At 67.3% G+C, this 26,446-nt stretch carries 34 protein-coding genes and 1 tRNA gene; 16 read left to right on the top strand and 19 right to left on the bottom strand.

The genetic code is table 11. The annotated features are described in order from the left end of the window. Positions 1-9 precede the first annotated feature (9 nt). From KBY57_RS11745 to KBY57_RS11720, 6 genes are all read right to left on the bottom strand, one after another. The gene (locus KBY57_RS11745; protein ID WP_254996064.1) at positions 10-549 is read right to left on the bottom strand and encodes a hypothetical protein; all 540 of its coding nucleotides are present in this window, start codon (positions 547-549) and stop codon (positions 10-12) included. A gap of 145 nt (positions 550-694) precedes the next feature. Next, positions 695-1,045, bottom strand: coding sequence for a hypothetical protein (locus KBY57_RS14315; RefSeq protein ID WP_409996446.1), 351 nt, complete (start codon positions 1,043-1,045; stop codon positions 695-697). A 425-nt stretch (positions 1,046-1,470) separates the two neighbouring features. Further along, entirely contained in the window at positions 1,471-1,875 is a 405-nt protein-coding gene (locus KBY57_RS11735; protein ID WP_254996063.1) for a type II toxin-antitoxin system VapC family toxin, read from the bottom strand. Beyond that, on the bottom strand, positions 1,872-2,120 hold the full coding sequence (locus KBY57_RS11730; RefSeq protein ID WP_254996062.1) for a FitA-like ribbon-helix-helix domain-containing protein: 249 nt from the start codon (positions 2,118-2,120) through the stop codon (positions 1,872-1,874). Before KBY57_RS11730 ends, KBY57_RS11735 begins: the two co-directional genes overlap by 4 nt. Positions 2,121-2,201: 81 nt before the next feature. Further along, a complete protein-coding gene (locus KBY57_RS11725) occupies positions 2,202-2,657 on the bottom strand; it encodes a TA system VapC family ribonuclease toxin (RefSeq protein WP_254996061.1) in 456 nt (151 codons plus the stop codon). Next, positions 2,654-2,923, bottom strand: a complete 270-nt coding sequence (locus tag KBY57_RS11720) for a CopG family transcriptional regulator (RefSeq protein WP_254996060.1) — start codon at positions 2,921-2,923, stop codon at positions 2,654-2,656. Before KBY57_RS11720 ends, KBY57_RS11725 begins: the two co-directional genes overlap by 4 nt. 123 nt (positions 2,924-3,046) lie before the next feature. On the opposite strand from KBY57_RS11720, the gene KBY57_RS11715 reads away from it, so the two are divergent. Beyond that, positions 3,047-3,868, top strand: a complete 822-nt coding sequence (locus KBY57_RS11715; protein WP_254996080.1) for an ABC transporter permease — start codon at positions 3,047-3,049, stop codon at positions 3,866-3,868. Between the two features lie 193 nt (positions 3,869-4,061). Beyond that, on the top strand, positions 4,062-4,262 hold the full coding sequence (locus KBY57_RS11710) for a hypothetical protein (protein WP_254996059.1): 201 nt from the start codon (positions 4,062-4,064) through the stop codon (positions 4,260-4,262). Here the strand turns inward: KBY57_RS11710 and trmH are convergent. Next, positions 4,256-4,945: a tRNA (guanosine(18)-2'-O)-methyltransferase TrmH gene (gene trmH / locus KBY57_RS11705; protein WP_254996058.1), complete on the bottom strand. Its 690-nt coding sequence runs from the start codon at positions 4,943-4,945 to the stop codon at positions 4,256-4,258. The two genes, KBY57_RS11710 and trmH, sit on opposite strands and share 7 nt — an antisense overlap. 143 nt (positions 4,946-5,088) lie before the next feature. Between trmH and KBY57_RS11700 the strand changes: the two genes are divergently transcribed. Together KBY57_RS11700 and KBY57_RS11695 are read left to right on the top strand one after the other, a co-directional pair. After that, on the top strand, positions 5,089-5,445 hold the full coding sequence (locus KBY57_RS11700) for an MGMT family protein (protein ID WP_254996057.1): 357 nt from the start codon (positions 5,089-5,091) through the stop codon (positions 5,443-5,445). 97 nt (positions 5,446-5,542) lie between these two features. Further along, positions 5,543-6,859 (top strand): 16S rRNA (cytosine(967)-C(5))-methyltransferase, encoded by a 1,317-nt coding sequence (locus KBY57_RS11695; RefSeq protein WP_409996445.1) that lies wholly within the window; start codon positions 5,543-5,545, stop codon positions 6,857-6,859. Between the two features lie 8 nt (positions 6,860-6,867). Here KBY57_RS11695 and KBY57_RS11690 read toward each other — a convergent pair whose 3' ends face one another. From KBY57_RS11690 to KBY57_RS11680, 3 genes are read right to left on the bottom strand one after another with little or no spacing between them, the layout of a single operon-like run. Continuing rightward, positions 6,868-8,946, bottom strand: coding sequence for a transglycosylase domain-containing protein (locus tag KBY57_RS11690; protein WP_254996078.1), 2,079 nt, complete (start codon positions 8,944-8,946; stop codon positions 6,868-6,870). Between the two features lies 1 nt (position 8,947). After that, the gene (gene chlG, locus KBY57_RS11685; RefSeq protein ID WP_254996056.1) at positions 8,948-9,928 is read right to left on the bottom strand and encodes a chlorophyll synthase ChlG; all 981 of its coding nucleotides are present in this window, start codon (positions 9,926-9,928) and stop codon (positions 8,948-8,950) included. A 25-nt stretch (positions 9,929-9,953) separates the two neighbouring features. Further along, a complete protein-coding gene (locus tag KBY57_RS11680) occupies positions 9,954-10,169 on the bottom strand; it encodes a DUF2862 domain-containing protein (RefSeq protein WP_254996055.1) in 216 nt (71 codons plus the stop codon). 68 nt (positions 10,170-10,237) lie between these two features. Here KBY57_RS11680 and hisF point away from each other — a divergent pair, with 68 nt between their 5' ends. The 9 genes from hisF (at position 10,238) to KBY57_RS11635 (ending at position 17,847) form a co-directional block, all read left to right on the top strand. Continuing rightward, positions 10,238-11,026: an imidazole glycerol phosphate synthase subunit HisF gene (gene hisF, locus KBY57_RS11675; RefSeq protein WP_254996054.1), complete on the top strand. Its 789-nt coding sequence runs from the start codon at positions 10,238-10,240 to the stop codon at positions 11,024-11,026. Positions 11,027-11,153: 127 nt separating this feature from the next. Further along, on the top strand, positions 11,154-11,462 hold the full coding sequence (locus KBY57_RS11670; protein ID WP_254996053.1) for a hypothetical protein: 309 nt from the start codon (positions 11,154-11,156) through the stop codon (positions 11,460-11,462). Next, positions 11,449-12,153, top strand: a complete 705-nt coding sequence (gene ubiE / locus KBY57_RS11665) for a bifunctional demethylmenaquinone methyltransferase/2-methoxy-6-polyprenyl-1,4-benzoquinol methylase UbiE (RefSeq protein ID WP_254996052.1) — start codon at positions 11,449-11,451, stop codon at positions 12,151-12,153. The genes KBY57_RS11670 and ubiE overlap by 14 nt, the downstream gene beginning before the upstream one ends. A gap of 58 nt (positions 12,154-12,211) precedes the next feature. Continuing rightward, complete coding sequence (locus tag KBY57_RS11660) at positions 12,212-12,979, top strand: EAL domain-containing protein (RefSeq protein ID WP_254996051.1); 768 nt, start codon at positions 12,212-12,214, stop codon at positions 12,977-12,979. Positions 12,980-13,073: 94 nt separating this feature from the next. Continuing rightward, entirely contained in the window at positions 13,074-14,000 is a 927-nt protein-coding gene (gene glyQ, locus KBY57_RS11655; protein ID WP_254996050.1) for a glycine--tRNA ligase subunit alpha, read from the top strand. After that, positions 13,997-14,191, top strand: a complete 195-nt coding sequence (locus KBY57_RS11650) for a hypothetical protein (protein ID WP_254996049.1) — start codon at positions 13,997-13,999, stop codon at positions 14,189-14,191. The genes glyQ and KBY57_RS11650 overlap by 4 nt, the downstream gene beginning before the upstream one ends. 58 nt (positions 14,192-14,249) lie before the next feature. Then, positions 14,250-16,223, top strand: coding sequence for a ComEC/Rec2 family competence protein (locus KBY57_RS11645; protein WP_254996048.1), 1,974 nt, complete (start codon positions 14,250-14,252; stop codon positions 16,221-16,223). A 35-nt stretch (positions 16,224-16,258) separates the two neighbouring features. Further along, positions 16,259-16,343: transfer RNA gene (locus tag KBY57_RS11640), tRNA-Ser, on the top strand. A 223-nt stretch (positions 16,344-16,566) separates the two neighbouring features. Further along, positions 16,567-17,847 carry a tyrosine-type recombinase/integrase gene (locus KBY57_RS11635; RefSeq protein WP_254996047.1) on the top strand — a complete coding sequence of 427 codons (1,281 nt, stop codon included), beginning with the start codon at positions 16,567-16,569 and terminating at the stop codon, positions 17,845-17,847. Here the strand turns inward: KBY57_RS11635 and KBY57_RS11630 are convergent. The 9 genes from KBY57_RS11630 to KBY57_RS11590 form a co-directional block, all read right to left on the bottom strand. Then, complete coding sequence (locus KBY57_RS11630) at positions 17,820-18,026, bottom strand: helix-turn-helix transcriptional regulator (protein ID WP_254996046.1); 207 nt, start codon at positions 18,024-18,026, stop codon at positions 17,820-17,822. The two genes, KBY57_RS11635 and KBY57_RS11630, sit on opposite strands and share 28 nt — an antisense overlap. 50 nt (positions 18,027-18,076) lie before the next feature. Beyond that, positions 18,077-18,841: a Bro-N domain-containing protein gene (locus KBY57_RS11625; protein WP_254996045.1), complete on the bottom strand. Its 765-nt coding sequence runs from the start codon at positions 18,839-18,841 to the stop codon at positions 18,077-18,079. Further along, a complete protein-coding gene (locus KBY57_RS11620) occupies positions 18,838-19,122 on the bottom strand; it encodes a hypothetical protein (RefSeq protein ID WP_254996044.1) in 285 nt (94 codons plus the stop codon). Before KBY57_RS11620 ends, KBY57_RS11625 begins: the two co-directional genes overlap by 4 nt. Beyond that, positions 19,122-19,775 carry a hypothetical protein gene (locus KBY57_RS11615; protein ID WP_254996043.1) on the bottom strand — a complete coding sequence of 218 codons (654 nt, stop codon included), beginning with the start codon at positions 19,773-19,775 and terminating at the stop codon, positions 19,122-19,124. The genes KBY57_RS11620 and KBY57_RS11615 overlap by 1 nt, the downstream gene beginning before the upstream one ends. Next, entirely contained in the window at positions 19,765-20,004 is a 240-nt protein-coding gene (locus tag KBY57_RS11610) for a hypothetical protein (protein WP_254996042.1), read from the bottom strand. Before KBY57_RS11610 ends, KBY57_RS11615 begins: the two co-directional genes overlap by 11 nt. Then, positions 20,001-20,771, bottom strand: coding sequence for a hypothetical protein (locus KBY57_RS11605; RefSeq protein WP_254996041.1), 771 nt, complete (start codon positions 20,769-20,771; stop codon positions 20,001-20,003). Before KBY57_RS11605 ends, KBY57_RS11610 begins: the two co-directional genes overlap by 4 nt. Positions 20,772-20,888: 117 nt before the next feature. Then, a complete protein-coding gene (locus KBY57_RS11600) occupies positions 20,889-21,572 on the bottom strand; it encodes a helix-turn-helix domain-containing protein (RefSeq protein ID WP_254996040.1) in 684 nt (227 codons plus the stop codon). A 74-nt stretch (positions 21,573-21,646) separates the two neighbouring features. After that, positions 21,647-22,114 (bottom strand): hypothetical protein, encoded by a 468-nt coding sequence (locus tag KBY57_RS11595; protein ID WP_254996039.1) that lies wholly within the window; start codon positions 22,112-22,114, stop codon positions 21,647-21,649. Between the two features lie 32 nt (positions 22,115-22,146). Next, a complete protein-coding gene (locus tag KBY57_RS11590) occupies positions 22,147-22,497 on the bottom strand; it encodes a DUF2786 domain-containing protein (RefSeq protein WP_254996038.1) in 351 nt (116 codons plus the stop codon). Positions 22,498-22,585: 88 nt separating this feature from the next. On the opposite strand from KBY57_RS11590, the gene KBY57_RS11585 reads away from it, so the two are divergent. From KBY57_RS11585 to KBY57_RS11575, 3 genes are all read left to right on the top strand, one after another. Next, entirely contained in the window at positions 22,586-22,762 is a 177-nt protein-coding gene (locus tag KBY57_RS11585) for a hypothetical protein (RefSeq protein WP_254996037.1), read from the top strand. After that, on the top strand, positions 22,749-25,265 hold the full coding sequence (locus KBY57_RS11580; RefSeq protein ID WP_254996036.1) for an AAA family ATPase: 2,517 nt from the start codon (positions 22,749-22,751) through the stop codon (positions 25,263-25,265). The genes KBY57_RS11585 and KBY57_RS11580 overlap by 14 nt, the downstream gene beginning before the upstream one ends. A 460-nt stretch (positions 25,266-25,725) precedes the next feature. Next, positions 25,726-26,379, top strand: coding sequence for a hypothetical protein (locus tag KBY57_RS11575; RefSeq protein WP_254996035.1), 654 nt, complete (start codon positions 25,726-25,728; stop codon positions 26,377-26,379). Positions 26,380-26,446 lie beyond the last annotated feature (67 nt).

Genomic DNA, 26,446 nt, shown 5'->3' with positions numbered 1-26,446 from the left:
GCCGGGAAATCATGTGGTTGTGGGCGGTTGGTTGAAGGCGGCATCGCAGTTTTTGGGTTTGATCGACAGCTCTTGATCCACATAGGCTTCCGCGAGCAGCGTGCCATCGGCATTCAGGCGTTGGCCTCGCACGCGCATCACCCCCTGGCCGCCATAGTGCTTGCTGCCTTTGAAGTGATAAAACTCCAATTGCCATCGGCCAGCTCGGCTGCCAGTGGCATTGTTGACATCGCCATCTTTGACCATAGCCGCAGAGTTGAGGCTGGCTCCAGGACAGGTTGCGGTCGGATATTTGGGGACTTCCCAGCTGCCAACACCGGCCTTGTTTTTGCAGTTGTACCAGTCGCTGGTGTTGAGGTCGCGGTCGTAGCAGTTGATCAGCAAATAGGCATATTCGCGGTTCAGCCGCTCCACCACTCGATTGGTGCCTGCCTCGGCAATTTCCCTGGCCTCGCGGCTCTGCTGCTGGCGTATTGAGCCCAGAAGTCCTGAACTGAATCGGGCCATCATCGCCATGGCTCCTGCCGCCAGGATCAGGCCCACGATCACCACCAGCGCCAGAATGAAGCCCTGCTCCTGGGGCTGGCTTGCCTTCAAGAGCAGTGATTTGCGTTGGTGGTGGAACTGTGGGTAAATCAATAAGTATATTGGCTTTTTAAATTAGGTTTGGCGTCTCGGAGCTGAGACTTGTCAACTAGCTCCAAACGCAAGTCGTTGCTCCATCTGCAGAAACGGTAATTGTTGCCGTCTTCTGTGTCGCCGTCGAAACGCTGTTTGCTCCTGTGAGGCACTTGACTCCTGCAACTGCCTTTGATCCCGTTACTACGAGTGTCACTGCTCCTGAACCGTCGCATGTGCCTGTAACGGTGGTATTGCCTTTGGTTGCAGTGCCTGAAGCGACTTTCGTTACTTGGCCAACTGCGCATTCTTTTGCTAGCCCAAGCGCTTCGCCAACGAAGGATTGCAGTTCAGATCGATCCCTTACCCCCAGGAACTGAGGAAGTGCCACTGCCGAAAGAATGCCGATGATCGCCACCACGATCATCAGCTCGATCAGGGTGAAGCCCTTGGCCAAGCCTTTGCGGCCTTTTTTGGTGATCAGGCGGTTGATCAGCAGCTTCTGCTGCAGCAGGCGTGTGGAGCTGGTCATGGGTCCATGGGTTGAATCCATGCAGTATCGCCGGTGCGTCTTGATCGGTCCACAGGAATCTGCTGAGATCTTTCTGACTCCTTGTTAAGAGTGATTCGCGGTGTGCCATTCGCCTGGACTCTGATTCCGCCCCATGCCCTTGCTGACGCCGCCCCTAAGCCCAGCAAAGGTTGGCCAAGGGCTGAGCGCTGAACAGCCCCAGCTCCAGCTCGGTGCGCAGGAACGGTCGCAGGCCATGGGCTGTTTGGCGACGATTAGATACGCGCCCGCCTACGTAGTTGACACCGGGCACCATGGGCGGAGATTGAAGGGGAGCTGCGTTACGGCAGAACCCTGCTGGCAAGCTTTTGCAGGCGCTGATCAGCCGTCAGAAGTAGCGCTGCTTCTCGCCTGGCCAGGGCCAAGTAGAGGCAGTCATACACGGGGTGGTCGAGATGGCAGGCGATGGCCAGAGCTTCCACCTGGAGGTGACGATCCGGTTCGATCTGGTCCACCAGTTCGCGGGCGTCGGCCAGCAGCTCCTGGGGATCCTGTGCACTGAGGTGGCCGGTGCGATGCAGTTTCCAGAGCGTGTTGGCAACTTCGTTCAGCATCAGTTCAGGCGCAAGCACCAACGGGGCTCGTTCGATGTGCTGCGCCCATTGGGATGCCTCCGGATCGCCAGTGATCAGCCTCACCACTGCTGATGCATCCAGCACGCAGGTGGCGAGAGAGGGTGCTGTCATCCGCGGTCACGGTCGGCCCGGATGAGATCTTCCGGTAACTGGGTCCACTGCAGGGGCAAGCGCTGCTTCCAGCGCTGCTGGATCCGCTCCAGCGTCAGTTGGCGCCGCTGGCGCTGATCGCCGCCCGCCATGGTTTCCAGATCGGCCAGCGCTTGCTGGCTCAGGCTGCGCTTGTGGGCACGGGCTCGCCGCTGCAGCAGGCGATGCAGAGGCTCGGGCAGGTCGCGAATCTGGAGTGAGGGCATCGCTACCCGAGGAAGGTGAATGCCGATTGTAGTGGATATGCATGCATTATGCATGCGTTATGCGCTGGCCATGGGCGGAGTTTAAGGGGGCGTTGCGTCGGTGGGAATCAGCTCAAGGGCGCCTTGTCCGCCCGCCACGGCGAAGGTGCTGAGGCGTCTGTCGAGGCTGGCCAGCACCCCTCCCTTCTGAACCGCCAAAGCCAGCAGAAAGGTATCGGTGATCTGGCCCGATTCCACCAGGGCCGATGGGGTGACATGCTCCAGGCCCAGCAAGCTCGGGGCCTCCGCCCAAAACTGATGCTGGGGATGGGAGACGAGCTCCTGCAAAATTCGACTCACCACCGCCGGTGATCCCGGGGAATTGGGGTAGCGCGGATGCCCCACGATGCGCAGTACGGCGTTTTGGGTCACGGCACAACTGGCCCAATCGGCCTCTCCCCGGCTCGAAAACCAGCGATGGGAGCTGTCGTGATGCACATGCCTGGGGTCGATCAAGGCGATCAGAACGTTCGCGTCAAGCAGGGCGACCGGGATCACTCGCCGTCCTCCCGCAGGCTGTTGACCAGATCGAGATCCACCGGGCCTCCGGTGGGCTGGAGGGGTAGCAACGGAAAGCCGTTGCGATGTCCCTGAGGTGGGCTGGCGGGATCCGCTGGCCCTGGCGTGGTCAAGGCGCTGCGCAGCAATTGGCTGATCACGCTGCCGATGGGTTGGCGCCGTTCCCGAGCCAGAACCCGGGCAGCCGAGAGCACGTCGTCATCCAGCCGCAGGGTGGTGCGCATCTGGTGCTTGGCATCAAACATCAAAATAGCCCTGGTCGCCGTGGCGCTGCAGCCCCATCTCTGCTCAACTGGTGCCCACTGCCATTGGCGCCTCTCTTGTTTGCAGGCTTTGCCCTTCGCCGCGCCACCAGCCTCTCGGGCCGCATGGCCCGCTGGGGCCTGGCGATCGTGGTGGCCTATGCCCTGGTGGCCCTGCTCACCCCCCTGCTGGTGCACGCTGGCTGGCTGGCTGATCCCAACGCCGGTCTGCAGAACCCCATCTACGCCCCGCCCTCGCTGCAGCACTGGTGTGGCACCGATCGCCTCGGCCGCGACGTGTGCGTGCGCACCCTTGCCGGCAGCGGCGTGGCCCTGCAGGTGGTGCTGCTGGCCCTGGTGATTGCCCTGGTGATCGGGGTGCCCCTGGGCATGGTGAGCGGCTACCTGGGCGGCGGGGTGGACCGGCTGCTGGTGTTGCTGATGGACACCCTCTACACCCTGCCGGTGCTCCTGCTCTCGGTGGTGCTGGCCTTCCTGCTGGGCCGCGGCCTGCCCAACGCCGCTGCGGCGTTGTGCGTGGTCTACATCCCCCAGTATTTCCGGGTCGTGCGCAACCAAACGGCCCAGGTGAAGGCGGAGTTGTTTGTGGAGGCGGCCCAGTCGCTCGGGGCCGGTCCGCTCTGGATCCTGCGCCGCTACCTGCTGCGCAACGTGATCACCTCGGTGCCGGTGCTGCTCACCCTCAATGCCGCCGATGCGGTGCTGGTGCTCGGCGGCCTCGGTTTCCTCGGCCTGGGCCTGCCCGAAACCATCCCCGAATGGGGCGGCGACCTGCAGCAGGCCCTCACCGCCGTGCCCACCGGCATCTGGTGGACCGCCCTCTATCCCGGCTTGGCCCTGTTTGTGCTGGTGCTTGGCCTGTCGTTTTTAGGGGAGGGGCTGGAGAGCTGGCTGAGTGGGGCCGACGGCCAGCGGGCGGGATCCTGAAGCTGGCTTCAGGGGCGCAGCTGCCGGGCGCACTGCTCGCTCAGCGCTTTTGAGTTTGTTGAACGTTCTGTTGAACAAACCCAAGTTGGCGATTCTCCTTGCCTCCTGAGCGAGCTCCTCCACGAGCGGCGAGTTTTTGCATGAAACCACGCCAGAATCGATGGGTGTGAAGGTCGAGCCCATGCCTTGGTGGTTGGATCTGCTCCTCCTGGGGGCTGCGGTGGCCCTCTGGTTCAGCGGCAGCGCCAACATCGACGATGTCTGGAGCCTGTTCCAGAAGCTGCTCGCCGCTGTGGCCCTGGCGGTAGTGCTGCTGGGCGGCCGCCAGATCCTGCTGGAGTTGCTGGCCCTTGGCGTGGCCCTGTGGCTGCCCAGTGCCCGCCGGTTTCAGTAGCGCAGCTTGATTGTGCGGGGCAGCTCCTCGCTGATGGCGCCCTCTACATCGAGGCCTGGATAGGGCCGCCCCTCCCGCTGGCACCAGGCCGCCACCTCCGGATAGGCCCACTCAAACAGCAACGGGCCGTAGCGCTCCGCCGGCACCCCTTCGCCGCAGGTGGGCAGCACCCCGGCCGCCTGCCGCTGGCGCAGCGCCTCAAACAGCAAGGTGGCGCAGGCCACGCTCACGTTCAGCGACTGCACCATGCCCTGCATCGGGATCACGATCGGCTGGTCCACCAACGCCGCCGCTTCGGCGCTCAGGCCCCACTTCTCAGCGCCCAGCACCAGGGCAGTCGGGCCGGTGAAATCGCAGGCGCGATAGTCCACCGCCTCCACTGATAAGTGGGTGCCGTAGAGCCGGAAGCCCTGGGCCTTGAGCTGCTGCAGCAGGTCCACGCTGTTGCTGTGGCGGTGCAGCGGCACCCACTTCTCGCTGCCCTTGGCCGTGCAGTTGAAGGTGGGGGTGCGGCCCGCCAGGCTCACCACATGGGCCTCCAGCACCCCCACGGCATCGCAGCTGCGCAGGATCGCCGAGAGGTTGTGGGGTTTGTCGACGTGCTCGAGCACCACGGTGAGGTCGCCCATGCGGCGATCGAGCACGGCCTTGAGCCGCTCGAAGCGGCGGGGCAGCAGGGGCATGGCGTTGGGGATCGGGCGTCAAGGGCCGTTGCGCCATCCTCAATCAGCGCTGCAACAGCCCGCTTCAGCAGCCAGGCTCCAGTGGCCGGCTGGGGGCCTGGCGTTTCGGGCGAATTGGATTTGTTGAACAGCTTGTTGCACACATGCAAACCGCCGATGGCACATCCCCGCTCCCCCGCGCGCCCTGCGCTTCCTTCGACCAGCGGGTTTATGCCGCCGTGGCCCGCATCCCCCGCGGTCAGCTGGCCACCTACGGCCAGATCGCCGAGCTGATCGGGGCCTACGGCGCGGCGCGCCAGGTGGGTTGGGCGTTGCGGCGGCTGCCCTTGCCGTCGCCGATTCCCTGGCAGCGGGTGGTGAATGCCCGCGGCCAGATCAGCTTCACCCCCAGCCGCGAGGGCAGCGATTGGATCCAGCGCAAGCTGCTGCTGGCCGAAGGCATCCCCGTCGACGCCGCCGGCCGCCTGCCTCTGGCCCGCCACCGCTGGCGGCCGCGCTAGGTGTGGAGCTGGATCCTCGCCCGCACCACCCCTGACCCCGTCGCCCGCCGCACCGCCCACCGCGCCCCCTGCCGCGATCGGTCTGGCGCCACGCCAGTTGGCCTGGCAGGTGTTGCTGGCGGTGGGGGGCGGCGCCTACGCCGATGTGGCCCTGGAGCGGGAGTTGCAGCGCCATCCCCTCGAGGGGGCCGACCGCGCCCTGGCCACCGAACTGGCCTACGGCGCCATCCGCCAGCGGCGCCTGCTCGATGCCTGGCTCGATGCCCTCGGCAAGGTGCCGGCCGCGCGCCAGCCGCCCAAGTTGCGCTGGCTGCTGCACCTGGGCCTCTACCAACTGCTGTTCAGCAGCCGGGTGCCGGCTTCGGCGGCGGTGAGCACCACCGTGGAGTTGGCGAAATGGGGCAAGCTTGGCCGGCTGGCGCCGGTGGCCAATGGCCTACTGAGGGCCTGTGGGCGGCGGCGCGCGCAGGCCGGGCCTGAGCCCTGGGATGGGTTGGGCCCCCTGCCCGGCGATCCTGCGGCAGCTTTTGGCCTGCGCCACTCCCTGCCCACCTGGCTGGCCCAGCTGGCGCTGAAGTGGCTGCCCGCTCCAGAAGCCGAGGCCTTCGGCCGCGCCTGCAACCAGGCTCCCGCCCTCGATCTGCGGGTCAACCCGTTGCGCACCAGCCGCGCCTCCCTGCTGGAGGCCTTCGCCGCCGCCGGGCTGGAGGCGGCCCCCCTGCCGGATCTGCCCAACGGCCTCACGCTCCTGGGCCGCAGCGGCGAGTTGCGTGCCCTGCCCGGCTACGCCGAGGGCCTCTGGTGCGTTCAGGACCGCGCCGCTCAGGCGGTGGGCCTGCTGCTCGCTCCCCAGCCCGGTGAGCGGATCCTCGATGCCTGCGCCGCCCCCGGCGGCAAGAGCACCCACCTGGCCGAGTTGATGGGCGACCAGGGCGAGGTGTGGGCGGTGGATCGCTCTGAGGGCCGGCTGCGCCGGGTGGGCGTGAATGCGGCGCGCCTCGGCCTGCAGAGCATCCACACCCTGGCTGCCGATGCCGCCCAGCTGGCGGCCGACAAGCCCGAGTGGCGCGGCAGCTTTGATCGCATCCTGCTGGATGCCCCCTGCTCGGGGCTCGGCACCCTGGCCCGCCACGCCGATGCCCGCTGGCGCATCACCCCCGAGGCGATCGCCGAGCTGGTGCTGCTGCAACGCCAGCTGCTGGAGGCCCTGCTGCCCCTGCTCAAGCCCGGCGGCCAGGTGGTGTATGCCACCTGCACGGTGCATCCGGCTGAAAACGGCGAGCTCCTCGATGGCTTCCTGGCCGACCACCCCGCCTGGCAGCGGCTGCAGCAGTGGCAGCGCTGGCCGGAGCCCAGCGGTGGCGATGGCTTTTTTGCGGCCCTGCTGCAGGCCCCGCTGCCACCCGCGGCCTAGTAGGCGGCTTAGGGCGGCGGGGGTGCCGCCACCGGTGGCGGTGGGGCGTCCAGAGGTGGCGGTGGTGTGGCCTGGGGTGCGGCCGGGGTGGCCGGTGCAACGGGCGCTCCTGCTCCGGGTGCTGTGGCGCCTGGCTGCTCGTTGACCCCCGGGGTGGGATCGAGGTCCTGTCCCCGCGCGTCCTCGCCATCCAGTGGGGCGTCGGGGCGTGCAGGGGCATCACTGGGGCGCACCGGCGGCTTCTTGCCGCCCCGGTAGGTGTCCTGCAGATCCGGCTTGGGCGGAAACTGGCGCACCGGCAGGTCCTTGGTGATCGGCGCCATGAAGGCCCGCCAGGCGTAGGTGGCCACCACGCTGGTGCTCTTGGTTTCGCGGCTGTTGTCGTAGCCCAGCCACACCCCTGTGGTGAGTTGGGGGATCGAGCCGATGAACCACAGATCGCGGCCCCCTTCTGAGGTGCCCGTTTTGCCCGCCACCGGCCGGTCCGGCAGGGCGGCGCCGCCACCGGTGCCCGACTGCACCGCCCGCTGCAGCATCCACAGCATCAGGGCGGCGAGGTCGCTGCTCACCGCCCTGATGCTGTGGTCGCCGTCCACCCGCCGGCTCCAGAGCAGCTCGCCGTCGGGGCCGAGGATCTCCTCAAACGGCGTGGGCTTGACGTAGATGCCGCCGTTGTTGATCGCCGCGTAGGCGGCCGTCATGTCCACCACGGTCTGCTCGGTGGCGCCGAGGGCCAGGGGGAAGAAGCGCCCCAGCTCCCGCGTGATGCCGAGGCTCTTGGCCGTGTCGATCACCTTGTCAAAGCCCAGCTCCTGCAGCAGCGCCACCGCCACGGTGTTGAGCGAGTTCTGCAGGGCCACCACCATCGACACCGAGCCCATGTAGCGGTTGCCGAAGTTTTTTGGGCAGTAGCCGGCGAAGCAGCGGGCCGCATCGCGGAACACCCGCTCCGGCAGCATCCCTTGCTTCAGGGCGGTGAGATACACAAACAACTTGAAGGTGGAGCCCGGCGAGCGCAGCGCCTGGGCCGCCCTGTTGAACTGGCTGGCCTTGAAGTCGGTGCCGCCCACCATCGCCCGCACCAGGCCCGTGCCGGGCTCCATCGCCACCAGGGCTCCCTCCATGTCGCCGCTGGCGTAGGTGTTGATCGCCTTCTGCGCCTGCTGCTGCCAGGCCAGGTTGACGCTGCTGCGCACCGTCAGGCCGCCCACCTCCAGTTGCTCGGGGGTGAGCACCTTGGGCAGCTCCTGCTGCACCCAGCTGCTAAACCACGGCGCCCCACTGTCCCAGTATTTGGGCTCGGCCGGCTTCAGCTGCAGCGGCGTGGCCTCGGCCTGTTGCTGCGCGCTGGCGCTGATGAAGCCCGCCTCCTGCATGCGGCGCAGCACCACCGCCCGGCGCTCGAGGGCCAGCTCCGGGTTCACCAGGGGCGAATACACCGAAGGGGCCGGCGGCAGGCCCGCGATCAGGGCCGCCTCAGGCAGGGTGAGCTGGTCGGGGGTTTTGGAGAAGTACACCCAGGCCGCATCCGCCACGCCGTAGGCGCTGGAGCCCAGATACACCACATTCAGATACTCGGTGAGGATCTGCGGCTTGCTGAGCTGGCGCTCGAGCTTGCCCGCCAGGGCGGCTTCCTTGATCTTGCGCACCAGGGTGCGGTCCTGGCTGAGAAACACGGTGCGCGCCAGCTGCTGGGTGATCGTGCTGGCGCCCTCCTCCACCGAGCGCTGGGTGATGTTGCGCATCAGAGCCCGGCCGATGCCCACCGGGTCGATGCCGTCGTGGTTGTAGAAGCGCCGGTCTTCCGCGGCGATGAACGCCTGCTCCACCAGGGCGGGCATCGTTTCGGGGGTGAGCTTCTCGCGCGTCACCGGGCCGATTTTGTGCACCACCTGGCCGTCGGCCGAGAGGATCGTCAGGGTGCCGGGGCGGTTGAAGTGGTTGATGCCACGGGCATCGGGCAGCAGGCTGTCGAAGCCGGCCACCAGGGCCGCCTGGCCGCAGGCCACGCCCCCGCCGATCAGTGCCGCCAGCACGCTGGCACCCACCAAGTTGGTGCGGCGCGTGGGCTTGCCGGTGCGGCTCACCTCAGGCAACGAGAGCGCTGTGGCCGATGGCCAGAGCCGTCACCAGCATGCCGAGCACCAAAAAGGGCTGGGCACTGGCCTGGTATTTCACATCAAAGGCCACCGGATCGCGCAGCAGCCAGATGTCCTGGAAGGTGATCTGGGGAATGATCAGCAGCACCAGCAGCACCGCGGCGAAATGCTGGCCGATGGCGATCAGCACGGCCACCATTGCCAGCTGAAACACATCGATCATGCCGGCGCTGATCCAGCTGGCCTTCTCGATGCCGAAGGCCACCGGCAGGGATTGCAGCCCCAGGGCCCGGTCGCCCTCCACGCTCTTGAAGTCGTTCACCACGGCGATGCCCAGGCCCGCCAGTGAGTAGGCCAGGGTGAGGATCGCGGTGGTCCAGGTGAGCTGGCCAAACAGCGCCTGGCCGGCCCACCAGGGCAGGGCGATGTAGCTGGCGCCGAGGGCGTAGTTGCCCAGCCAGCCGTTTTGCTTGAGCTTCAGCGGTGGTGCCGAATAGATGAAGCTCACAAAAGAGCCACCCAGGGCCAGCAGCAGCAGCACGGGGGTGGTGTGGCCGGCCCACAGGTCGAGCCCATAGGCCACGCCCAAACCCGCTAGCAGCAGGATCCAGATCTGCGCCTTCACCTGGCCCAGCGGAATCGCGCCTGAAGGGATCGGCCGGTAGGGCTCGTTGATCGCGTCGATCTCGCGGTCGTAGTAGTCGTTGATCGTTTGTGTGTAGCCGGCCAGCAGCGGCCCGCTCATCAGCATGCAGGCGATCGAGGCACCCACTTCCGGCAGGGTCCAGTGGAAATTGCCCGATGCCGCCGCGCCACACAACACACCCCAGATCAGGGGGATCCAGGTGACCGGCTTCATCAGTTGCAGCCGGATTTTCCAGATGCTGCTGGTGCCGCTGGCACCCTTCATGCCCAGCAGCTGGCGGGCGCCGGCGCCGCTGGAGGCTTCAGGGTTGGGGCTGTTGGTCAAGGCGGGCTGTTCCGGCGAGGGGAGCTCAGGCGAGGGTGATTTCGTCGTCGAAGAACCAGGCGGTCTGACCACCACTCAGCTCCACCACCACGCCGATGCCTTTGCCGTCCACCGTGCGGAAGCCCGTCACGGTGCCGGTGGCGTCAGCCTTCAGGGAATCCACCATCTCAGTGGAGATGCGATCCCGCACCCGGGTGATTCGCACCTTCGACCCGACGTTGATGGTGGCAGCCTGGGACATGGCCGGCGCGACTGGAAAGTGGCGCAACCTTAACAGTGGCCACACAGTGCCCAACGGAGCTCGCGTCCATGGTTGCCAAGCGGATCATTCCCTGTCTGGACGTGGCCGATGGCCGGGTGGTGAAGGGGGTGAATTTCGTGGGCCTGCGGGATGCGGGCGACCCGGTGGAGCTCGCCTGCCGCTACAGCGCCTCGGGGGCCGATGAGCTGGTGTTTCTCGACATCGCGGCCAGCCACCAGGGCCGCGGCACCCTGGTGGAGCTGGTGCGGCGCACCGCTGAGGCCGTCACCATTCCCTTCACCGTGGGTGGCGGCATCAGCAGCGTGGAGGGCATCACCGAGCTGCTGCGCGCCGGCGCCGACAAGGTGAGCCTCAACTCCTCGGCGGTGCGCGACCCGGAGCTGGTGGCCCGCGGCGCCGAGCGCTTCGGCTGTCAGTGCATCGTGGTGGCCATCGACGCCCGGGCCCGCAGCGGCGAGGGCTCCGGGGCCGGTTGGGATGTGTATGTGAAGGGCGGTCGCGAGAACACCGGCCTCGATGCGGTGGCCTGGGCCCGGCAGGTGGTGGCGCTCGGCGCTGGCGAGATCCTGCTCACCTCGATGGATGGCGACGGCACCCAGGCCGGCTACGCCCTCGACCTCACCCGGGCGGTGGCCGATGCGGTGGAGGTGCCGGTGATCGCCTCAGGCGGGGCTGGCTGCATCGCCCACCTGGCCGAGGCCCTCGATCCGGGCCCCGAGGGCGGGCATGCCTCCGCGGCCCTGTTGGCCTCCCTGCTCCACGACGGCGTGCTCACCGTCGAGGCGATCAAAAACGAACTGCTGCAAAGGGGTTTGCCGATCCGGCCGCTGGCGTGAGCACCCACGTTGGCGTGTTAACGCTTGTAACGTAATGGCATTAAGGCCAGTCCCAGCCCACCATTCCGGCACTACTCCGTTTCTGGCACCACATCGCTTCCGGCACCACTCCACTCCAGGCATCACGTTGTTCTCCGCCCTGCCCGTTCTCCCTGATTCCGCGTCCACCGCAATCGCCCTCGGCATGGTGGGGGCCGTGGTGGCATTGGTGGCCTGGGCCTTGCAGCTGATGCAAGCCGCCAACGACCGCCAGGAATTTTCGTTGATGCTGGCCGGCTGCATGGTGTGCTCAGCCGCCGTTGGCCTGGCCACGGTGATGGTGCTCACCTTCACCAGTCCTGGGCGGCTGGAGGCCCGCGGTTTGCTGCCCGTTCCGGAGGTGGAAGCCGGGATCAGTCTCGATTCCATCGTGCTGCCCTGGGATGGTCAGCTTTAAGCCGGGTGATCCGGCGGCGGTGCAGGAGCTGTTTGAACAGATTGCTCCCCGCTACGACCAGCTCAACGATCTGCTCAGCTTCGGCCTGCATCGGCTCTGGAAGCGCCAGGCGATCGCCTGGTTGCACCCCCGCCCCGGCCAGCAGCTGATCGATCTTTGCTGCGGCACCGGTGATCTGGCGTTGGTGCTGGGGGCCCGGGTGCGGCCGGGGGGCTCCGTGCTCGGAATCGATGCGGCAGCGGCTCCCCTGGCGGTGGCGGCCCGGCGCGGCGCGGCCCAGCCCTGGCTGCCGCTGCGCTGGCAACAGGGCGACGCCCTGGCCACCGGCTTGGCGAGCGCCAGTTGCGATGGGGCCGTGATCGCCTACGGCCTGCGCAACCTCGCCGATCCGGGCGCTGGCCTGCGGGAGCTGCGGCGGTTGCTGCGCGACGGCGGCCGGGCGGCGGTGCTCGATTTCAACCGGCCCAGTGGAGTGGCGGCGCGTTTTCAGCGTTTGTATCTGCGCCGTCTGGTGGTGCCCACCGCCGAGCAGTTCGGCATTCCGGAGCACTACGCCTACCTCGAAGACAGCCTGCAGCGGTTTCCCACCGGGCTGGAGCAGGAGGCCCTGGCTCGGCAGGCGGGCTTCAGTGCGGCGCGTCATCGCCCCCTCGCTGGCGGCCTGATGGGGCTACTGGAGCTGGTGGCTTGAAACCCAGCGACTTGCGGCTGTCAGGGTTGATTAGTCTTCGCCAACAGGCTCGATTGTTGTGGGCCATCGTTTGAGGGCTTTGGCAACGTTTCACATCCAGCCCATCGTTGATCTGACCTCAGGGCGTGTTTGCGGCGGCGAAGTGCTGTGGCGTCCCAACAATGCTCAGCCAACGGCAGCAGACATTCAGGCCCTGGAGGTGGATCCGGATCTGAACATTGCGGTGACGCAGGACTCTTTTATTGTTGCCTTGCGGGCCCTCGACCGCATGCCGCCCCACCTTTGGTTATCGGTCAACCTGTCCTGTCAGTTCATCGGCTCCGGGTTGATGTTTTTCAGGCCCATCTCCCGGGAGCTTGGTGATCTCGACAGCCTGCGTCGTCGCATCGGCCGACGGCTGGTGGTGGAGGTGACCGAGTCTGGTGTGGCGGATCAGCATGCGTTGTCATTCATCCACGAGCTCGCAGACCTGCACACGATCGCTGTTGATGATTTCGGCACCGGCGATGCACCCCTCTCCCACATGCTGAATCTGCACTTCAGCAAGCTCAAGCTGGATCGCTCGATCGTCGCGGGCGTTGATGTGGATGGCTTCCGTCAGCGGTTTGTGAAGTGGGTGGTGTCGGGCTGCCACGCCATCGGGGTGGAGGTTTGCGCGGAGGGCGTGGAAACGGAAGCGGAAGCCAGCTTCCTCCGCAACCATGGGGTCAACCAGGGCCAGGGATGGCTGTGGAGCGAAGCGCTCCCCGTGGAGCTGTTTGAGAGCCTTGCCCTTGCCGGAGAAGCGGTGCCGGCATCGTTCGACCGCCTGCTCAACGCCCCCTGAGCTTGGACGCCTCCTGCCACACCGCCAGCCCTTCTGGGATCATCAGAGGCTCACGGCCTGCGGGTCGATCCTCGAATCCAGTTGCTGCCAGCCCGTGAACTTCCAGGACATCATCCAGACCCTCAACGGCTTCTGGGCCGAGCGCGGCTGCCTGATCCTGCAGCCCTACGACACCGAAAAGGGCGCCGGCACGATGAGCCCCCATACGGTGCTGCGGGCGATCGGCCCCGAGCCCTGGGCGGTGGCCTATCCCGAGCCCTGCCGCCGCCCCACCGACGGCCGCTACGGCGACAACCCCAACCGGGCGCAGCACTATTTCCAGTACCAGGTGCTGATCAAGCCCAGCCCCGACAGCATTCAGGAGACCTACCTCGCCTCCCTCGAGGCGCTTGGCATCCGCGCCAAGGATCACGATATCCGCTTCGTCGAAGACAACTGGGAATCGCCCACCCTCGGCGCCTGGGGCGTGGGCTGGGAGGTGTGGCTCGATGGCATGGAGGTGACCCAGTTCACCTATTTCCAGCAGTGCGGCGGCCTCGACTGCCGGCCGGTGTCGATTGAGATCACCTACGGCCTCGAGCGCCTGGCCATGTATCTGCAGGATGTGGAGAGCATCTGGGATCTCTCCTGGGATGGCAATCGCTCCTACGGCGACATCTGGCTGCCGTTTGAGAAGGGCCAGTGCACCTACAACTTCGAAGCCTCCAACCCCGAGCGGCTCAAGCAGCTGTTTGCCATCTATGAGGCCGAGGCGGCGGATCTGGTGGCCAAGCAGCTGCCGGCTCCGGCGCTGGATTTCGTGCTCAAGTGCAGCCACACCTTCAACCTGCTGGAGGCCCGCGGCGTGATCTCCGTCACCGAGCGCACCGCCACCATCGGCCGCATCCGCACCCTGGCCCGCCAAGTGGCGGAGGCCTGGTTGGCGGAGCGCGAGGCCCTGGGTTTCCCGCTGCTGGATTCGGCCAAACGCCAGCCCGAGATGGTGGCCCAAGGCGCTGCTGCTGCTGCTCCAGCGCCGTGAGGCGTCTGCTGCAGCGCACCCTGCTGGTGGCCGTGCTCGCCGGCGGCAGCTTCCAGTTGGGACGCCTCAGTGAGCGGGCGGTGTGGCCGTGCCGCCTGCGACCCGTGGCCGCCCTGGTGGCGCCGCTGCTGGGCCAGCAGATGCCGAGCCGGGAGGTTTGTGATCTGCTGCTGAAGATTCCGCGTTTTTAGGTCGGTCTTCTGGGAGCTCCGTGGGAACCCTGAGCGGGTTGCAGGCAGGGGTAAACCGTTGGCCAAGTGTCCGCTGAAACCGCTGCTCTGGGGGCTGGTGCTGGCCCTGTTGGTGTTGCGGGTGGTGATTGCGGCGTTTGCGCCGCTAGCCCCGGTAGCTGGCGATCCGGTGCTGCGGCTGCAGGCAGCGGCGTACACACCGGTGGAGCTGGAGCTGCGGGGCACCCTGCTGGGTGATCCGGTGCCCAGCGGTGGCCCGATCCCCAGCGGTGGCGCCGGCGCCTGCCGGGCCCTGCTGCAGTTGCCCGTGGGCCGCACCGAACTGCGTTTCAAGGAGTGCCCGCCGCTCCAGGAGGGGTGGCGCCTGCAGGTGCAGGGCCGCTTGCGCCAACCCCAGAGCTCGCCGCATCCGCTGCTGTCTGCCCCTGCTGAGCGTTTGGCCCGCCAGGGGGCTTTCAGCCAGCTGCAGGTGCAGGATTTCAGCGTGCTGCAGCGCCCCGCCACGCCGGTGGCGGATCTGCGCCGCCGCATGGCCCGGGCCCTGATCCAGCAGGCTGGCCCCGACCGCGGTGGCGTCCTCGCCGCCCTGGTGCTGGGCAGTGCGGTGGTGCCGCTGCCGGTGGAGCTGCGCGAAGCCTTCCGGGCCTCGGGCCTCTCCCATGCCCTGGCCGCCTCGGGCTTTCACCTATCGGTGTTGCTGGGGGTGGTGCTGCCGCTGGGCTCCCGGCTGCCGCGCTTGGGCCGGTTGGGCTTGGCCGCGGCGGCGATGGGGTTGTTCGTGCTGCTGGCGGGGCCCCAGCCTTCGGTGCTGCGCGCGGTGTTGATGGGGGCGCTGGCGCTGGGAGTGGTGGAGAGCGGCCACCGCAGCAGGCCCTTGGGGATCCTGGCGGCCAGTGCTTTGGTGCTGCTGCTGGCCCGGCCCGACTGGCTGCTGGATGTGGGTTTTCAGCTGAGCGTGGTGGCCACTGCTGCCCTGGTGATCTCGGCCCGGCCCCTGGAGTTGGGGATGCGCCGCTGGCTGCCGGGCTGGTTGGCGGTTGCCACCGCGGTGCCCCTGGCGGCTTCGCTCTACACCCTGCCGCTGCAGCTGCTGCATTTCGGTGTGGTGCCGCTCTATGCCGTGCCCGCCAACCTGGCGGTGGCGCCGCTGCTGACGCCCCTCACCCTGGGAGCGATGGCGCTCGCTTGTTTGGCGGTGCTGCTGCCGCCGTTGCTGCCCCTGGCCACCGTGCCCATCGACTGGCTGTGTCGGCTATTGGTGCTGGTGGTGAAGGCCTTTGCGGCCCTGCCCATGGCCCAGTGGCAGCTGGGGCGGCCGGCGCTGTGGCTGGTGCTGCTGCTGGCCTTGGCCGTGATCGCTCTGGCGGTGCCGGGCCTGACCCGGCGCTCGCGGCTGCTGGGCGTGGGGCTGCTGACCCTGGTGGTGGCGGTTCATCTCAGCCTGCTGGGTGCCGACCAGCTGCTGCTGGTGCACCAGGGTCGGCTGGATCTGCTGGTGGCGCGGCATCGCGGCCGGGCGGCACTGGTGAGCAACTCGGCCGATGGCTTCAGCTGCAGTGTGGCCAGCCAGCTGGCCCGTGGGCTGGGGGTGCAGCGCTACGACTGGGCTCTCCTGCTCGATCCCCTGGCCCCCGAGCAACCGGCCTGCTGGCAGGGGCAAGCCGGCCTGGTGCTGGCCAGCGCCGACGGCAGTGTGCCGCTTCAGCCCGGCCAGCGCCTGGCCAGCCGGGGGCTGAGTGCCGCCCCGGTGGCGATCGAAAGCCGGGCGATGCAGCTGCAGGTGGGCCGCTGGAGCTGGTTGCTCTTGCCCGATCGACAGGCGCTCTGGGCCTGGCAGGGACGTGTCGACACCGGTGATCCGGCACGTCTTGATGGCGTGTGGCTCGGCTTCCGCCCCGCACCCCGTGAGCGTTCCCAGCTCCAGGCCCTCGGTGCCGAGCGGGTGTGGCTTAGCGGAGGCGCCCCACCGGGCTGGCCCGGAAGCTGGGCGGCCAGCGGCCCCAGTGGATCCCTGCAGGCCGCTCGGGGCTGATCGATCCTTAAAGTGCGTCAAGCCTGCGGGCTGTTGGAGAGGTGGCTGAGTGGTCGAAAGCGAACGACTCGAAATCGTTTGAAGGGAAACCTTCCGTGGGTTCGAATCCCACCCTCTCCGTTTTGACAGGATCCGAAGGGATCCGCAGAAATCCCAAAACCCCTGCGGGGCAGGCGATCTGAGCTTTTGGGTTGTCCGGGGAGTCCCGGGGAAAACCCGCTACAGCCGCTGCGGATGACGGTATTTTTGACGGTATAGCCAGCCGGGTCCGGGCCTATACCGTCACCTGGCTTGCCCAGCCGCCGACATCCCCTCCCGCGCCAGCGTTTCGGCGCTGTCCGCCATGCTCAGTGACAAGGCGATCCAGGCCCTGCGGCCCGACCCGGAACGGCCGGGCACCAAGCACCACGATCGTGACGGCCTCTACCTCTGGGTGGCGCGCTCCGGCTCCAAGACCTGGCGCAAGGACTACCGCTGGCAGGGAGCACGCCGCACCTTCACCATCGGCGCCTACCCGGCCGTGCGGCTCGCCGATGCCCGCAAGCAGGCCCTTGAGCTGAACAGCTGGATCAAAGCGGGCATCGATCCACGCACCCAGGCCCCAACGCAGCAGCGCAAGCAGGCCGAAAGCAGCAGCCGACCTTTCGTCCAGATCGCCCAGGCCTGGTTTGACCATCACAGCGCCAGCTGGAGCCCCCGCTATTGCAGAGACATGCGGGAGAAGCTTGATCACTTCGTCATACCTGCACTGGGTCCACTCGATATCGAGGCGATCACCCGCAGCGACATTGAAACCCGTCTGCTCGCGCCCATCCTTGCCAGGGGCGCCAATGAACAGGCCCGCCGCTGCAACGACGTCACCCGCCGCGTGATCGAGCATGCCGTTGACCTTGAACTTCGGCAGGACAATCCCGCCGTCAAAGCCCGCAAGGTCATCGCCGCCACCCGCGTCACCCACTACCACCGCATCAGCTGGGTGGAGCTACCCGAGCTCCTGACGGTGATCGATCAGTTTGAGCGGCAGCGGCTGGCCGAGCGCAGCAGCCTCATCGCTCTGCGCCTGATGATGCTCACCCTGGTGCGGCCCAGTGAACTGCGGGAAGCCCGTTGGAGCGAAGTGGATACCCAAGCGGGTCAGTGGATCATCCCTGCTGAACGCATGAAGACCCGCGTTCGCCACATCGTGCCTCTCTCATCACAGGCGCGGCTGTTGTTCGACCTGCAGCGGCCGATCACGGGCCACACCGATCTGGTCTTTCACACCCCCAACCACCGCGGCAGCGGCGAGCTGCGGGTGATGAGCAATGGCTGCCTCTCGATGCTGCTGCGGCGCATGGGCTTCCAGGGGCGCCAGACACCCCATGGCTTCAGGGGCTTCGGGCAGACCAACTGCATCGAGCAGCTCAAGATCCCCCGGGTGGTCACCGAAAAGCAGCTGGCCCATGCCGATGGCAACAGCGTCAGCCGCGCCTACGACTGGGCCGAGTACCTCGAGGAGCGCTCCGAGATGTTGCAGCGCTGGGCCGATCTGCTCGATGTGGTGGCCGTCGCTGCCGGTCTGGTGCCGGTCTCAGAGCTGAGCGCAGTGATGGCTGCTCAACCGTCAGCGCCGCAGGCGGCCTGACGCTTCGAGGTGATCCAGTCCTCCAGCTCCTGCTGGGACCAGGCCACCGCCCGCGGTCCAATCACGATCTGTCTGGGGAACTCGCCTGTGGAGATCAGGCTGTAAATGGTGGTGCGTGAAAGGCCGACCCGGTGGATCACCTCCGGGAGCCGCAGCAGTCGATCGGTTGCGGATGTCATGGCTGATGGTCTGGTCCTCAGATTTGTGTCTTGGATGGGTTGGTGCCTTTTCAGTTGGCCTGCTGCAGCAAGGCCACCACTGCCGGATCCCAGAGGATCTGCTGGCGGCGCTCTCCCCGACTGCAGAGCGGCAGAGCGACGCCCCAGTCGCGGCCGGCTTCTGTGAGCTGCCAGTCGTCGTCCTCATTGCGCTGCTGCAATCCAGCGGCAGCGAGCCGCTGGTTGGTGTGGCGGAGCGAGCGATCCAGCTGCTCGGCCAGCTGATCGGCCGTCAGCCAGGCCACCCGTGGGCGGGTAGGGAAGCATTCCTGCACCTCAACACCGGCGGGAGCGCTGTTGGCCTGGATCTGCTCCAAGACGCTGAGCAGGGCCTCGGCATGGGACACGCCGGTGAGGTGGATGATCTCGTCAGCCCCGCGCAGCACTTCGGCTGCGGTCTGCCTGCGGATCGCGTCGATGCTGGGTCGCGGCAGCTCCCCGTTGCCCTCTTGGCGGCGCTGCAGGGCGGGCAGCAGCTCATGGGTCAGCCAGCGCCGCATGCGCGGTGCGCTGGGGTTGTCGCTGTTCAGCAGCCGGCGCAGCAGCGCGGCCTCGTTGATCAACGCCAGGGTGAAACCACCGGCGCCGGGACCCTCTTCTGAATGGAGGCAATGCTCCTCCTCGCGCCGGTTCGCCATCGCCCAGACCATCGGGTTCTCCGCCAGCGCGGCGCAGGCATCGGCGACGACGATCCAGGCCTCGCCCTGCTGATCGGTGCTCACCCGAATGCGGTGCCCCTCGAACAGGTAGGGCACCAGAGCGGACGTGTTGGTCATGGCTTGAACGGTGAGGGGACAGGGATGTCATGCCGCGACGCGATACCTGCAGGGGTGAATGACCCAGCGGCCGCAGCCACCCGTTCCGGCACTGGACCCGCCAAGACCAACAGAACCGTGCTCAGCTGCAGGGCCAGCACCAACCACAGCAGCCACTGCAGTTGCCGCAGGCTGCTCAACCGCACGGTGGTGGTGATCGGCCGGCGCGTGCGGCAGAAGGCCGGCAACTGCGGCTGGGCCAAGGGCCGCGGCGTGCGGCCGGGGTGTTGGGGGTGTGCCATCAGAACGGCACCTCCTCATCGGCGAACTCATCGCCGTAGTCGTCGCTATCGGCCAGTGGGATCGCCTGCTGCTGACGGGCCGCCGCCTCATCGGAGCGGTAGGCCTGCTCCGCCGCTTCGATCCAGGCCGGATCCGTGCCCTCGCGGATGCTCAGCGGCCCGTAGAAGCCGATGGTCACGTTGCGGGGCACCGCGTCGGCGGCCGCCTGGTCTTCGATCTTGGGGCCCTTGGGGTTGCCGTCCTGGTCGTACTGCTGGGCCCAGCGGGTCTCCAGCACCAGCACATCGCCCACGTTCAGCCGGCCGCGGCGGTGCTGGCGGCGTGCTTCGATCCACTCGCCAAAGCCCTTGGCCTTGAGGATCAAGCGCACCCGATCCCCCGGTGCCGGCACACCGCCCTCATCGCCGATGCGGGCCTCCATCGTCGTGCCCGGCATGGCGATCGCATGCACGACCATTTCCTGCTTCACCTTGGGCCGGCCCTGACGGTCGGTGCCGTTGGGGATCGGCTCCATTGCGCCGCTGGTGAGGTTCTTGCGCAGCCGGTCGCGCTGCTCGGGCCGCACGATCGCCAGGTAGGCCACCTCGCCGAGGCGTTGCTGACGGATCACCGGCGCCGCGATGCGGCTGCCGTCGTTGAGTTCAATCGCCATGGGACTTGCTGTTCAGGGTGGAGGGGGAAGAGGTCAGGGGAAGCAGGGGTTCGAGGCCAGCGCCCAGCCGCAACAGGTGATGGGCGGCGCCGGAGAGGCTCAGCTGGTGCTCCGCCGACAGCTGCCGCACCTGGCGGTAGACGTCGCTGTGCACGCAGACGCAGAGGTAGTGGCGGCCGTGCTGAACCCGGGGCTGGGGCCTGGCGTAGGCGCGGCGGCACACGCTCACGACTTCACCCCCGCCAGTTCGCGCTCAAACAGGTCGATGAAGTCCTTGTGACGCCGCTGGGTGATGCGGTCCCTGATCATCCGCACCTCCCTGGGCACCTTGAAGTGGTGGCGGAACTCGACCGTGAACCGCTTGCGCGCTTCCTGAGGCATGGCCCCGAGGAACTTGTGCAGGGTGGCGATCTCGTCTGCAGTCAGCGGCTCCAGGCCGGGGTCGCTGGATTCCGGGGCATCGGGAGCGGCGGTGTCCCACTCGTCGTCTGTGGAGTCAGGGTCGTCAGCAGCAGGGGCGGAGGCCGCTGTGGTGGCGCTTGTAGATGTCACGCCGGCGGAGCCTGAATCCAATGACTGCGATTGCTTCGGCTCGATAGTCCGAGGAGATCCGCCCACGGGAATGCCCAGCAGGCCCGCCAACAGGGAAGCGGTCAGCGCATACCAGGCCGCACTGCCCTCCTGGGGTGCCTGGGCTTCGCTGAACTCCTCGGCGCCGCCGCGGTGCCGCAGCGTCACCCGCAGCACTTCATGCTCCTCATTGATCAGCTTCTGGGCGCTGAACGAGAAGCCCAGGGCAAAGGCTGGCGCAGCCGCCTGAACCACCTCCTGCATGGAGGTTTCGGCGATGGCGGCCATCTGGGACTGGAACTGGGCTAAGCCCTCCGCCCACTGGGCACGGGCCTGCTCACGGCTCTGCAATAGGGCCTGGTTGAGATCAAAGGCGGAGGTGGGACCTGGCGTCGGCTCCATCCGCCCGCAAGGGGTGGTGGTCATCGAAGGCACTGCGGGACCGGCGCCCGCTTACCTCTGATATTAGCGGCTCGCTAATCCGAACTTGTGCCCAATGATGCGGAATCATCGGCTATGCCGAATCTGCATGATTGCGGCGGCTCAGTCTCCGCCTGCCTTGCTCTCCCAGTCCTGCAGCCAGCGCTGCGGCAGCCACGCCTCCCCGTCCCACATTCCCTGCAGCTGCTCGGAGGAGTAGGGCTCAAAGCCGGCCAGCATCGCCTGAAAGGCTTGCCGTTGCTTGGCTGGCGCTGCCTTGGCAGCCGAGGTCAGGGCCTCCATCACGCCGATGCCGTGCTGCTTGGCCGTCTGCACCAGCTGGCCGCGCCACTGCTCGCTCAGCTTTGCCGCCTCTGCGGCATCGACCTCTGGCTGGGCCGGCACGGCAGGCGCCTGATAGGCGGTCGGCACCGGCAGCAGGCCCAGGTGGCAGCTCCAGAACTCCGCCGGTCCCCACACCTGCCCCTCGTCATCCATCAAGGGGCTGGCCTGGCTGATCAGATCCTTGAGGGCCCGGGTGCGCACGCCACTGAAATCCCTGGCGGCCAGGCGGCGATTGACTTCGGCCAGGGCAAAGAAGCTCTCCGGCCGCGGCTTGGGTGCCTTGCCGTTCTCGAACACGCTCAGAGTGCTGGGGGCCATCACCTCAAAGCCGGCCTCCTTGGCCCACTTGTAGGCGGTGTACTGCGTCCAGTTGTTGAGCTCCCGCCAACGCCTGAGCATTCGGCCGAACTGCTGGCCGGCCTCGAGCTGCTTGGCCTCGATGTACCGGTACTCAGAGCTCATCAGGACTGGGATCTGGCCATTAGCGAAAGGCTAAGGCATCCCATTCATGAACATGAAAGGGTGGCGTATCCGTTTCAGAGCGGTGTGGGCACTGGCGACCCTGTCTTGGATGGTCGGCCTGACTTCCCTCGACCAGCGCTGGTGACGGGGCGATGGACTTGGCGCCGCCCTCCCCGCCGGGCGTAGGGCGACGGTTTCACATTGCCCATCGGCACCACCCAACCGCAGGTGACCAGCGGTGCTGGCCAGCAGATGGCGTCGCGCAGAAGTCGCTCCAGCTGCTCGCGTTGCTCCGGCTCCAGCAACGCCACGGGCTCGACGATGCGGCTGTCCGGGCCAAGAGTCCAGTCGTCGCGCTGGCAGCCGTACTCCCAGTCGCGCCCATCGGGGGATCGAGCCCAGAGCAGCGCCCCAAGCCGATCACGGTCGATGTTGATCTGCAGCTGCCAGCCGCTGGCCAGATCGAGCTGCATCCGCCCCCACCAGATCTCACTCCAGGGCTTATCTGCCAGGAAGGCCTCCCCCGCCAGAACGGCCAGCAAGGCCTGCTGGATCTCGGCGGCGCAGCAACGGCTCAGGGGGAGCAGAGCGGGTGACGCAACCCATTGCCACGGCACCAGAGCGCCCACTCCCCAGGGGCGATCGGGCTCCCGCAACATCGGCAATGGCCGGGATGGCGCACACGAATCCGCCGAAATCCGGAGGTTTCGCCTGGCGTCTGCCCACCGGCCGGCCTGTGGGGTTGCGCCGGCATGGGCTGGGCAGCAAGACAGTGGGGCGCAACCTGCAGCCCGTGCTCGCGAATCAGGCGACAGGCCAGAAAGGCGCTGGTGCGCGCCTCCTCCAGGTGCGGTGAGGCGCTCATCGCCACCAGCTTGCGGACCTTCTCCGCCGCCCGATCCGCCGCCGCCGCGCTGTCGACCATGACCCACTCATGAGCTTGATCAGCTTAGCGAGCCTGTGCCAGGCTAAATGAGCCAATTCGACATACCGAGGTCGCCATGCCCTCGATGATGACCCCGCTCTCCGTGCAGTTCACGCTTGAGCAGCGCGACTGGCTGGATGCGCGCACCCGCGGTGGCGTGCTCTCGCGCTCCTCGGTGATCCGCCTGATCGTGGCCGAGGCCATGGAACGCGACCAGCTGGCCAGCAAGCCCCGTAAGCGCCAGGGGCTCGATGGCCAGCGCTGAACCGGTCGCTGCCCCGGCGCAGGCCTACATCGACCGCGCTGCCGCCCAGCAGTTCCTCTCCCTGCTGGGCAAAGACCCTGCCTGCGCTCGGCTGCGCGCCTTTCCTCACCGCGCCAACCCCGCCAAGGGACGGATCGGGGCTCGCAAAGGCCCATTTGATCTGGAGGCAGCTGAGCAGTGGCAGCGCGAGGGCCGCGGCGTCTACCTGGTGATCAACGACGGCGGCGACCGCAAGAGCGAGATCACGGCCTGCCGGGCGTTCTTCGTGGAGTGGGACGACCGGCCGATCGATTGGCAGCTGAATGCCTGGCGGCAGCTGGGCCTGCCGGAGCCGTCGCTGATCGTGCTCAGCGGCGGCAAATCCGCCCATTGCTACTGGCTGCTGGAGCTGCCGATCCCGCCGCAGGAGTGGGAACCGCTGCAGGCGGAGCTGATTGCCTACGCCGGCGGCGATCCCCACTGCAAGGACGCCTCGCGGGTGATGCGCCTGCCGGGCTGCTGGTATGTCGACGCCAGCGGTGAGCCCACCGCTCTGGTGGAGCTGGTGCATGTGAGCGGACAGCGCTACTCGCCGGATGACATCGCCCTGGCGCTGCTGCCCGATGAGTTCGCCGAGCCCGTTGCAGGCACAGCACCGCAACAAGAGGTTCCGCTGGAGCAGCCCAGTGAGGGTTCAGCCGATGGCATTCCGCTGCCCGAACTGGGCGACGAGGACTTCGGGCCGCCGCGGCCGCTCGATCAGATCCGCACTGCCCTGGCTGCCATCCCCCGCCGGGTGGCCGGCAGCAACACCTACGCCGACTACCGCAACATCCTCTGGGGCCTGATCCAGGCCTGCGAGCAGGCCGGCCACGACCGTGAGCTGGCGATCGCCCTGATGGAGGCCCACAGCCCCTCCACCAGTTGCGGCTGGGATATCCGCCAGGTGGCCAGCTCCGGCGGCGAGCAGATCAGCGCCGCCACCTTCTGGTTCCACGCCCGTCAGCGCGGCTGGTTGCCGCCGGAGCCTGCCCACACCCCCTGGCCCCCAGGGGCTCAGGCTGCAGGCAGCCAGCGCAGCCAGGGCGACGCCAGCGGTCGCCATCCCGGTGGCAAGAGCAGCGACCGCACCAGCAGCAACCCCAGGGGCACCAAGGGATCTGCGCCTGGAGCTGGTCCGCAGCGCTTCTCGCCTCGGCCCGACAGCCAAGTGCGCTGGGGAAAGGTGCACCTGCCGATCCCACGGCGGCTGCAGGCGCTGGAGCACTGCATTCGCTCCCTGGTGGCTCGGGAGCGCAACAGCCTTTGGCGCTACGCCCGCGTGCGCGAGGCCCACGCCGCTCTGCAACTCAAGACCGCCCTGCGGCTGCAGGAAATCAGCCAGCTCACCCTCGAGGCCCTCGACATGCGCAACGGCAACCGCTTTCACGCCCTTACAGAAGACGAACGGGCTGCCATGCCCCCACCGGCGGTGCAGTGGGAAATCCCGCTCTGCATCCCAAAGCAGGACCTGACGATCGTGGGCGGCCGGGCCAAGGTGGGCAAGACCAGGCTGGTGCACGCCCTCGCCCGCTGCCTGCTCTGCGCTGAGGACTTTCTTGGTTTCGGGGCGCCGGAGTTGCCAAGGTCGGTAATCCTTGTGACCGATGACCAGGGCGACGGCGATACAGCCCAGATGCTGCAGCAGCTGGGGATCTGGGATCACCCGCTGCTGCTCTGGTCACGCAGGTTCCGCGTCACCGAGGCCAACCTCGATGCCCTGCTGGCCTGCCTGGCCGAACACCCTGGCGCGGTGGTGATCCTCGACTCGTTGCGCTCGATCACCCGCAGCTGCTGCTTTGGCGAGAACGACCCGGAGATGGGCTCGCTGATCTACGACCTCAAGCACCAGATCACCGATGCCGGCGGCACGCTGCTGCTGATTCACCACTGCAACAAGGCCAACGACACCACCGGCACCGAGGCCCTCTCGGGCCACAACGCCATCGCCGGTGCGGCCAACACGATCCTCACGCTGCACTACCTGGCCAAGGGCAACCGGCTGATCAAGGATTCGCCCCAGCGACGCCTGGTGCGCGAGGCCCGCTCAGGCCCGCCGGCTGATCTGGTGGTGGCGCTCGATGGCAGCAGCGGAGCCTTCTCAAGCCTCGGCACCTATGACGCTCTGCAGGAACAGCAGGAGCAGGAGAGTGATCTCGATCGCGCCGGCCAGCGGGTGCGCAAGGCCAGCGAGAAGCAGAAGGAAGCTCTGCGCTACCTCCAGGTCCTGCACACCAATGGCCTGGCCGGGGTAGGCCTGCTGGAGCTGCTGCAAGCCATCGGCATGGCGCCGACGGAGGCGCGGCTCAAGCGGGACCTGGAGGGGGACGCGCTGACCACCTACAAGGCCATGGGCCGTTTCCTCGGCAGCCTGGACGGATTGGTTACAGCCACCAGGGTGGGTACCAGCGGCGCGAGCTACTACCTCCGTTATGGGCTCAGCGATGCCGGCGCGGAGTGGCTGGCGCGTGAGTTCGATCTATAGGGGGTGGATCCTTGCGATTCTTTGGATCTCCCTGCGGCGCAATTGATCTGACGCACCCGGCACAACGGACTCTCTCGGGACTCTTTGGATTCTTTGCTGGCCATCTCCGCTTTGACGCTGCTCACGGGCAACTGATCCACAACCGATGGAGAAGGGCTTGGATTCATGGGATTCTTTGGCTTCCGCATCGGCGCAAGCGCTTTGGCGCCCCACCCAGGGTGGATCCGATCTGGATTCTTGGGATTCTTTGCGGCTCGTCCCTCCCTGGAACGGAAAGTCCCTGGGGATCAAAGAATCCAAAGTATCCAAAAAATCTCACGTTTGATCTTCTGCCCAGATCCCCTGCGCTGCAACGGGGTCCAAAGAATCCAACCAATTTGGTGTATCACGTGAGGTTTTGGTGATCAGGCGTCCTTTCACCCCAACCAGTAACTCTGCTGTCGCTCTCCCCAGCGACTGGTTGCCACCCATCCCGGGCCTGCGGCGCACTGACCCGGAGCACCGCTACTGGCTGGGGGAGCACCTGTTTGCGGTGTCGGTCACCGGCGTGGTCGGCTCAGCCAAGAGCGACTGGGCGATGGCGCGCATCGAGGCCACTCGCCACCTCTGGGAGCCGCGGGGCCACACCGTGCACCTGGCGCTGGAGGCGCTGCTCAAGGCCCGCTTCCATCCGCAGCCCCAGAAGCGGGAGCAGGCGGCCCAGCTGATTGAGGAGCTGCGGGCCTCGGACTACCGGGACTGGATCGAGCCGCTGCTGGCCCACCCCCACTGGCAGCAGGTGACAGTGATCGCCTCAGAGCGGCCCACCTGCTGCCTGGTACGCAACCTGGCCGGCACCTACGACACCGGCTTCATCCAGCAGGCCAGCGGCCTGCGGGTGCTCGCCGACCTCAAGACCCTCTCGCGCCCCGGGTCCGGCAGCTACTGCACCCGCGCCCAGCTGGGCGGCTACATGGCCCTGGAGTCGACCTGGGGCGTGCACTACGACGCCGGCCAGACGATCTGGGCCCGGCCGGGCGAGACGCGCTTCTCGCCGCTGTACTCCCGCGAGGAGTGCCTGGCGGCCTGGGCAGCGGCGTGGGCGGGCTACGTGAGCCGCTTCCGGCCGTGGTGATCCACTATCCGAGCCGATTTATTCGGACTATCGAGCCGCTATAGTTTGTTGCGGGTCGCTTGCCTGC

The organism is Cyanobium sp. Aljojuca 7D2 (genome assembly GCF_024346415.1).
In the GTDB taxonomy this organism is placed as follows: Bacteria; Cyanobacteriota; Cyanobacteriia; order PCC-6307; family Cyanobiaceae; genus Cyanobium_A.
This window is presented reverse-complemented; position numbering and strand designations above follow the sequence as displayed.

Excerpts from the sequence above, each read along its gene's own strand:
- KBY57_RS11600 (WP_254996040.1), bottom strand. The coding sequence starts at position 21,572 with ATGAGCTCTGAGTACCGGTACATCGAGGCCAAGCAGCTCGAGGCCGGC.
- KBY57_RS11625 (WP_254996045.1), bottom strand. The coding sequence starts at position 18,841 with ATGACCAACACGTCCGCTCTGGTGCCCTACCTGTTCGAGGGGCACCGC.
- KBY57_RS11590 (WP_254996038.1), bottom strand. The coding sequence starts at position 22,497 with ATGGTCGACAGCGCGGCGGCGGCGGATCGGGCGGCGGAGAAGGTCCGC.
- KBY57_RS11630 (WP_254996046.1), bottom strand. The coding sequence starts at position 18,026 with ATGACATCCGCAACCGATCGACTGCTGCGGCTCCCGGAGGTGATCCAC.
- KBY57_RS11680 (WP_254996055.1), bottom strand. The coding sequence starts at position 10,169 with ATGTCCCAGGCTGCCACCATCAACGTCGGGTCGAAGGTGCGAATCACC.
- ubiE (WP_254996052.1), top strand. The coding sequence starts at position 11,449 with ATGGTCAGCTTTAAGCCGGGTGATCCGGCGGCGGTGCAGGAGCTGTTT.
- KBY57_RS11615 (WP_254996043.1), bottom strand. The coding sequence starts at position 19,775 with ATGGCGATTGAACTCAACGACGGCAGCCGCATCGCGGCGCCGGTGATC.
- KBY57_RS11585 (WP_254996037.1), top strand. The coding sequence starts at position 22,586 with ATGACCCCGCTCTCCGTGCAGTTCACGCTTGAGCAGCGCGACTGGCTG.
- KBY57_RS14315 (WP_409996446.1), bottom strand. The coding sequence starts at position 1,045 with ATGATCGTGGTGGCGATCATCGGCATTCTTTCGGCAGTGGCACTTCCT.
- KBY57_RS11620 (WP_254996044.1), bottom strand. The coding sequence starts at position 19,122 with ATGGCACACCCCCAACACCCCGGCCGCACGCCGCGGCCCTTGGCCCAG.
- KBY57_RS11730 (WP_254996062.1), bottom strand. The coding sequence starts at position 2,120 with ATGCCCTCACTCCAGATTCGCGACCTGCCCGAGCCTCTGCATCGCCTG.
- hisF (WP_254996054.1), top strand. The coding sequence starts at position 10,238 with ATGGTTGCCAAGCGGATCATTCCCTGTCTGGACGTGGCCGATGGCCGG.
- KBY57_RS11635 (WP_254996047.1), top strand. The coding sequence starts at position 16,567 with ATGCTCAGTGACAAGGCGATCCAGGCCCTGCGGCCCGACCCGGAACGG.
- KBY57_RS11720 (WP_254996060.1), bottom strand. The coding sequence starts at position 2,923 with ATGTTTGATGCCAAGCACCAGATGCGCACCACCCTGCGGCTGGATGAC.
- KBY57_RS11715 (WP_254996080.1), top strand. The coding sequence starts at position 3,047 with ATGGCCCGCTGGGGCCTGGCGATCGTGGTGGCCTATGCCCTGGTGGCC.
- KBY57_RS11605 (WP_254996041.1), bottom strand. The coding sequence starts at position 20,771 with ATGACCACCACCCCTTGCGGGCGGATGGAGCCGACGCCAGGTCCCACC.
- KBY57_RS11700 (WP_254996057.1), top strand. The coding sequence starts at position 5,089 with ATGCAAACCGCCGATGGCACATCCCCGCTCCCCCGCGCGCCCTGCGCT.
- KBY57_RS11580 (WP_254996036.1), top strand. The coding sequence starts at position 22,749 with ATGGCCAGCGCTGAACCGGTCGCTGCCCCGGCGCAGGCCTACATCGAC.
- KBY57_RS11735 (WP_254996063.1), bottom strand. The coding sequence starts at position 1,875 with ATGACAGCACCCTCTCTCGCCACCTGCGTGCTGGATGCATCAGCAGTG.
- trmH (WP_254996058.1), bottom strand. The coding sequence starts at position 4,945 with ATGCCCCTGCTGCCCCGCCGCTTCGAGCGGCTCAAGGCCGTGCTCGAT.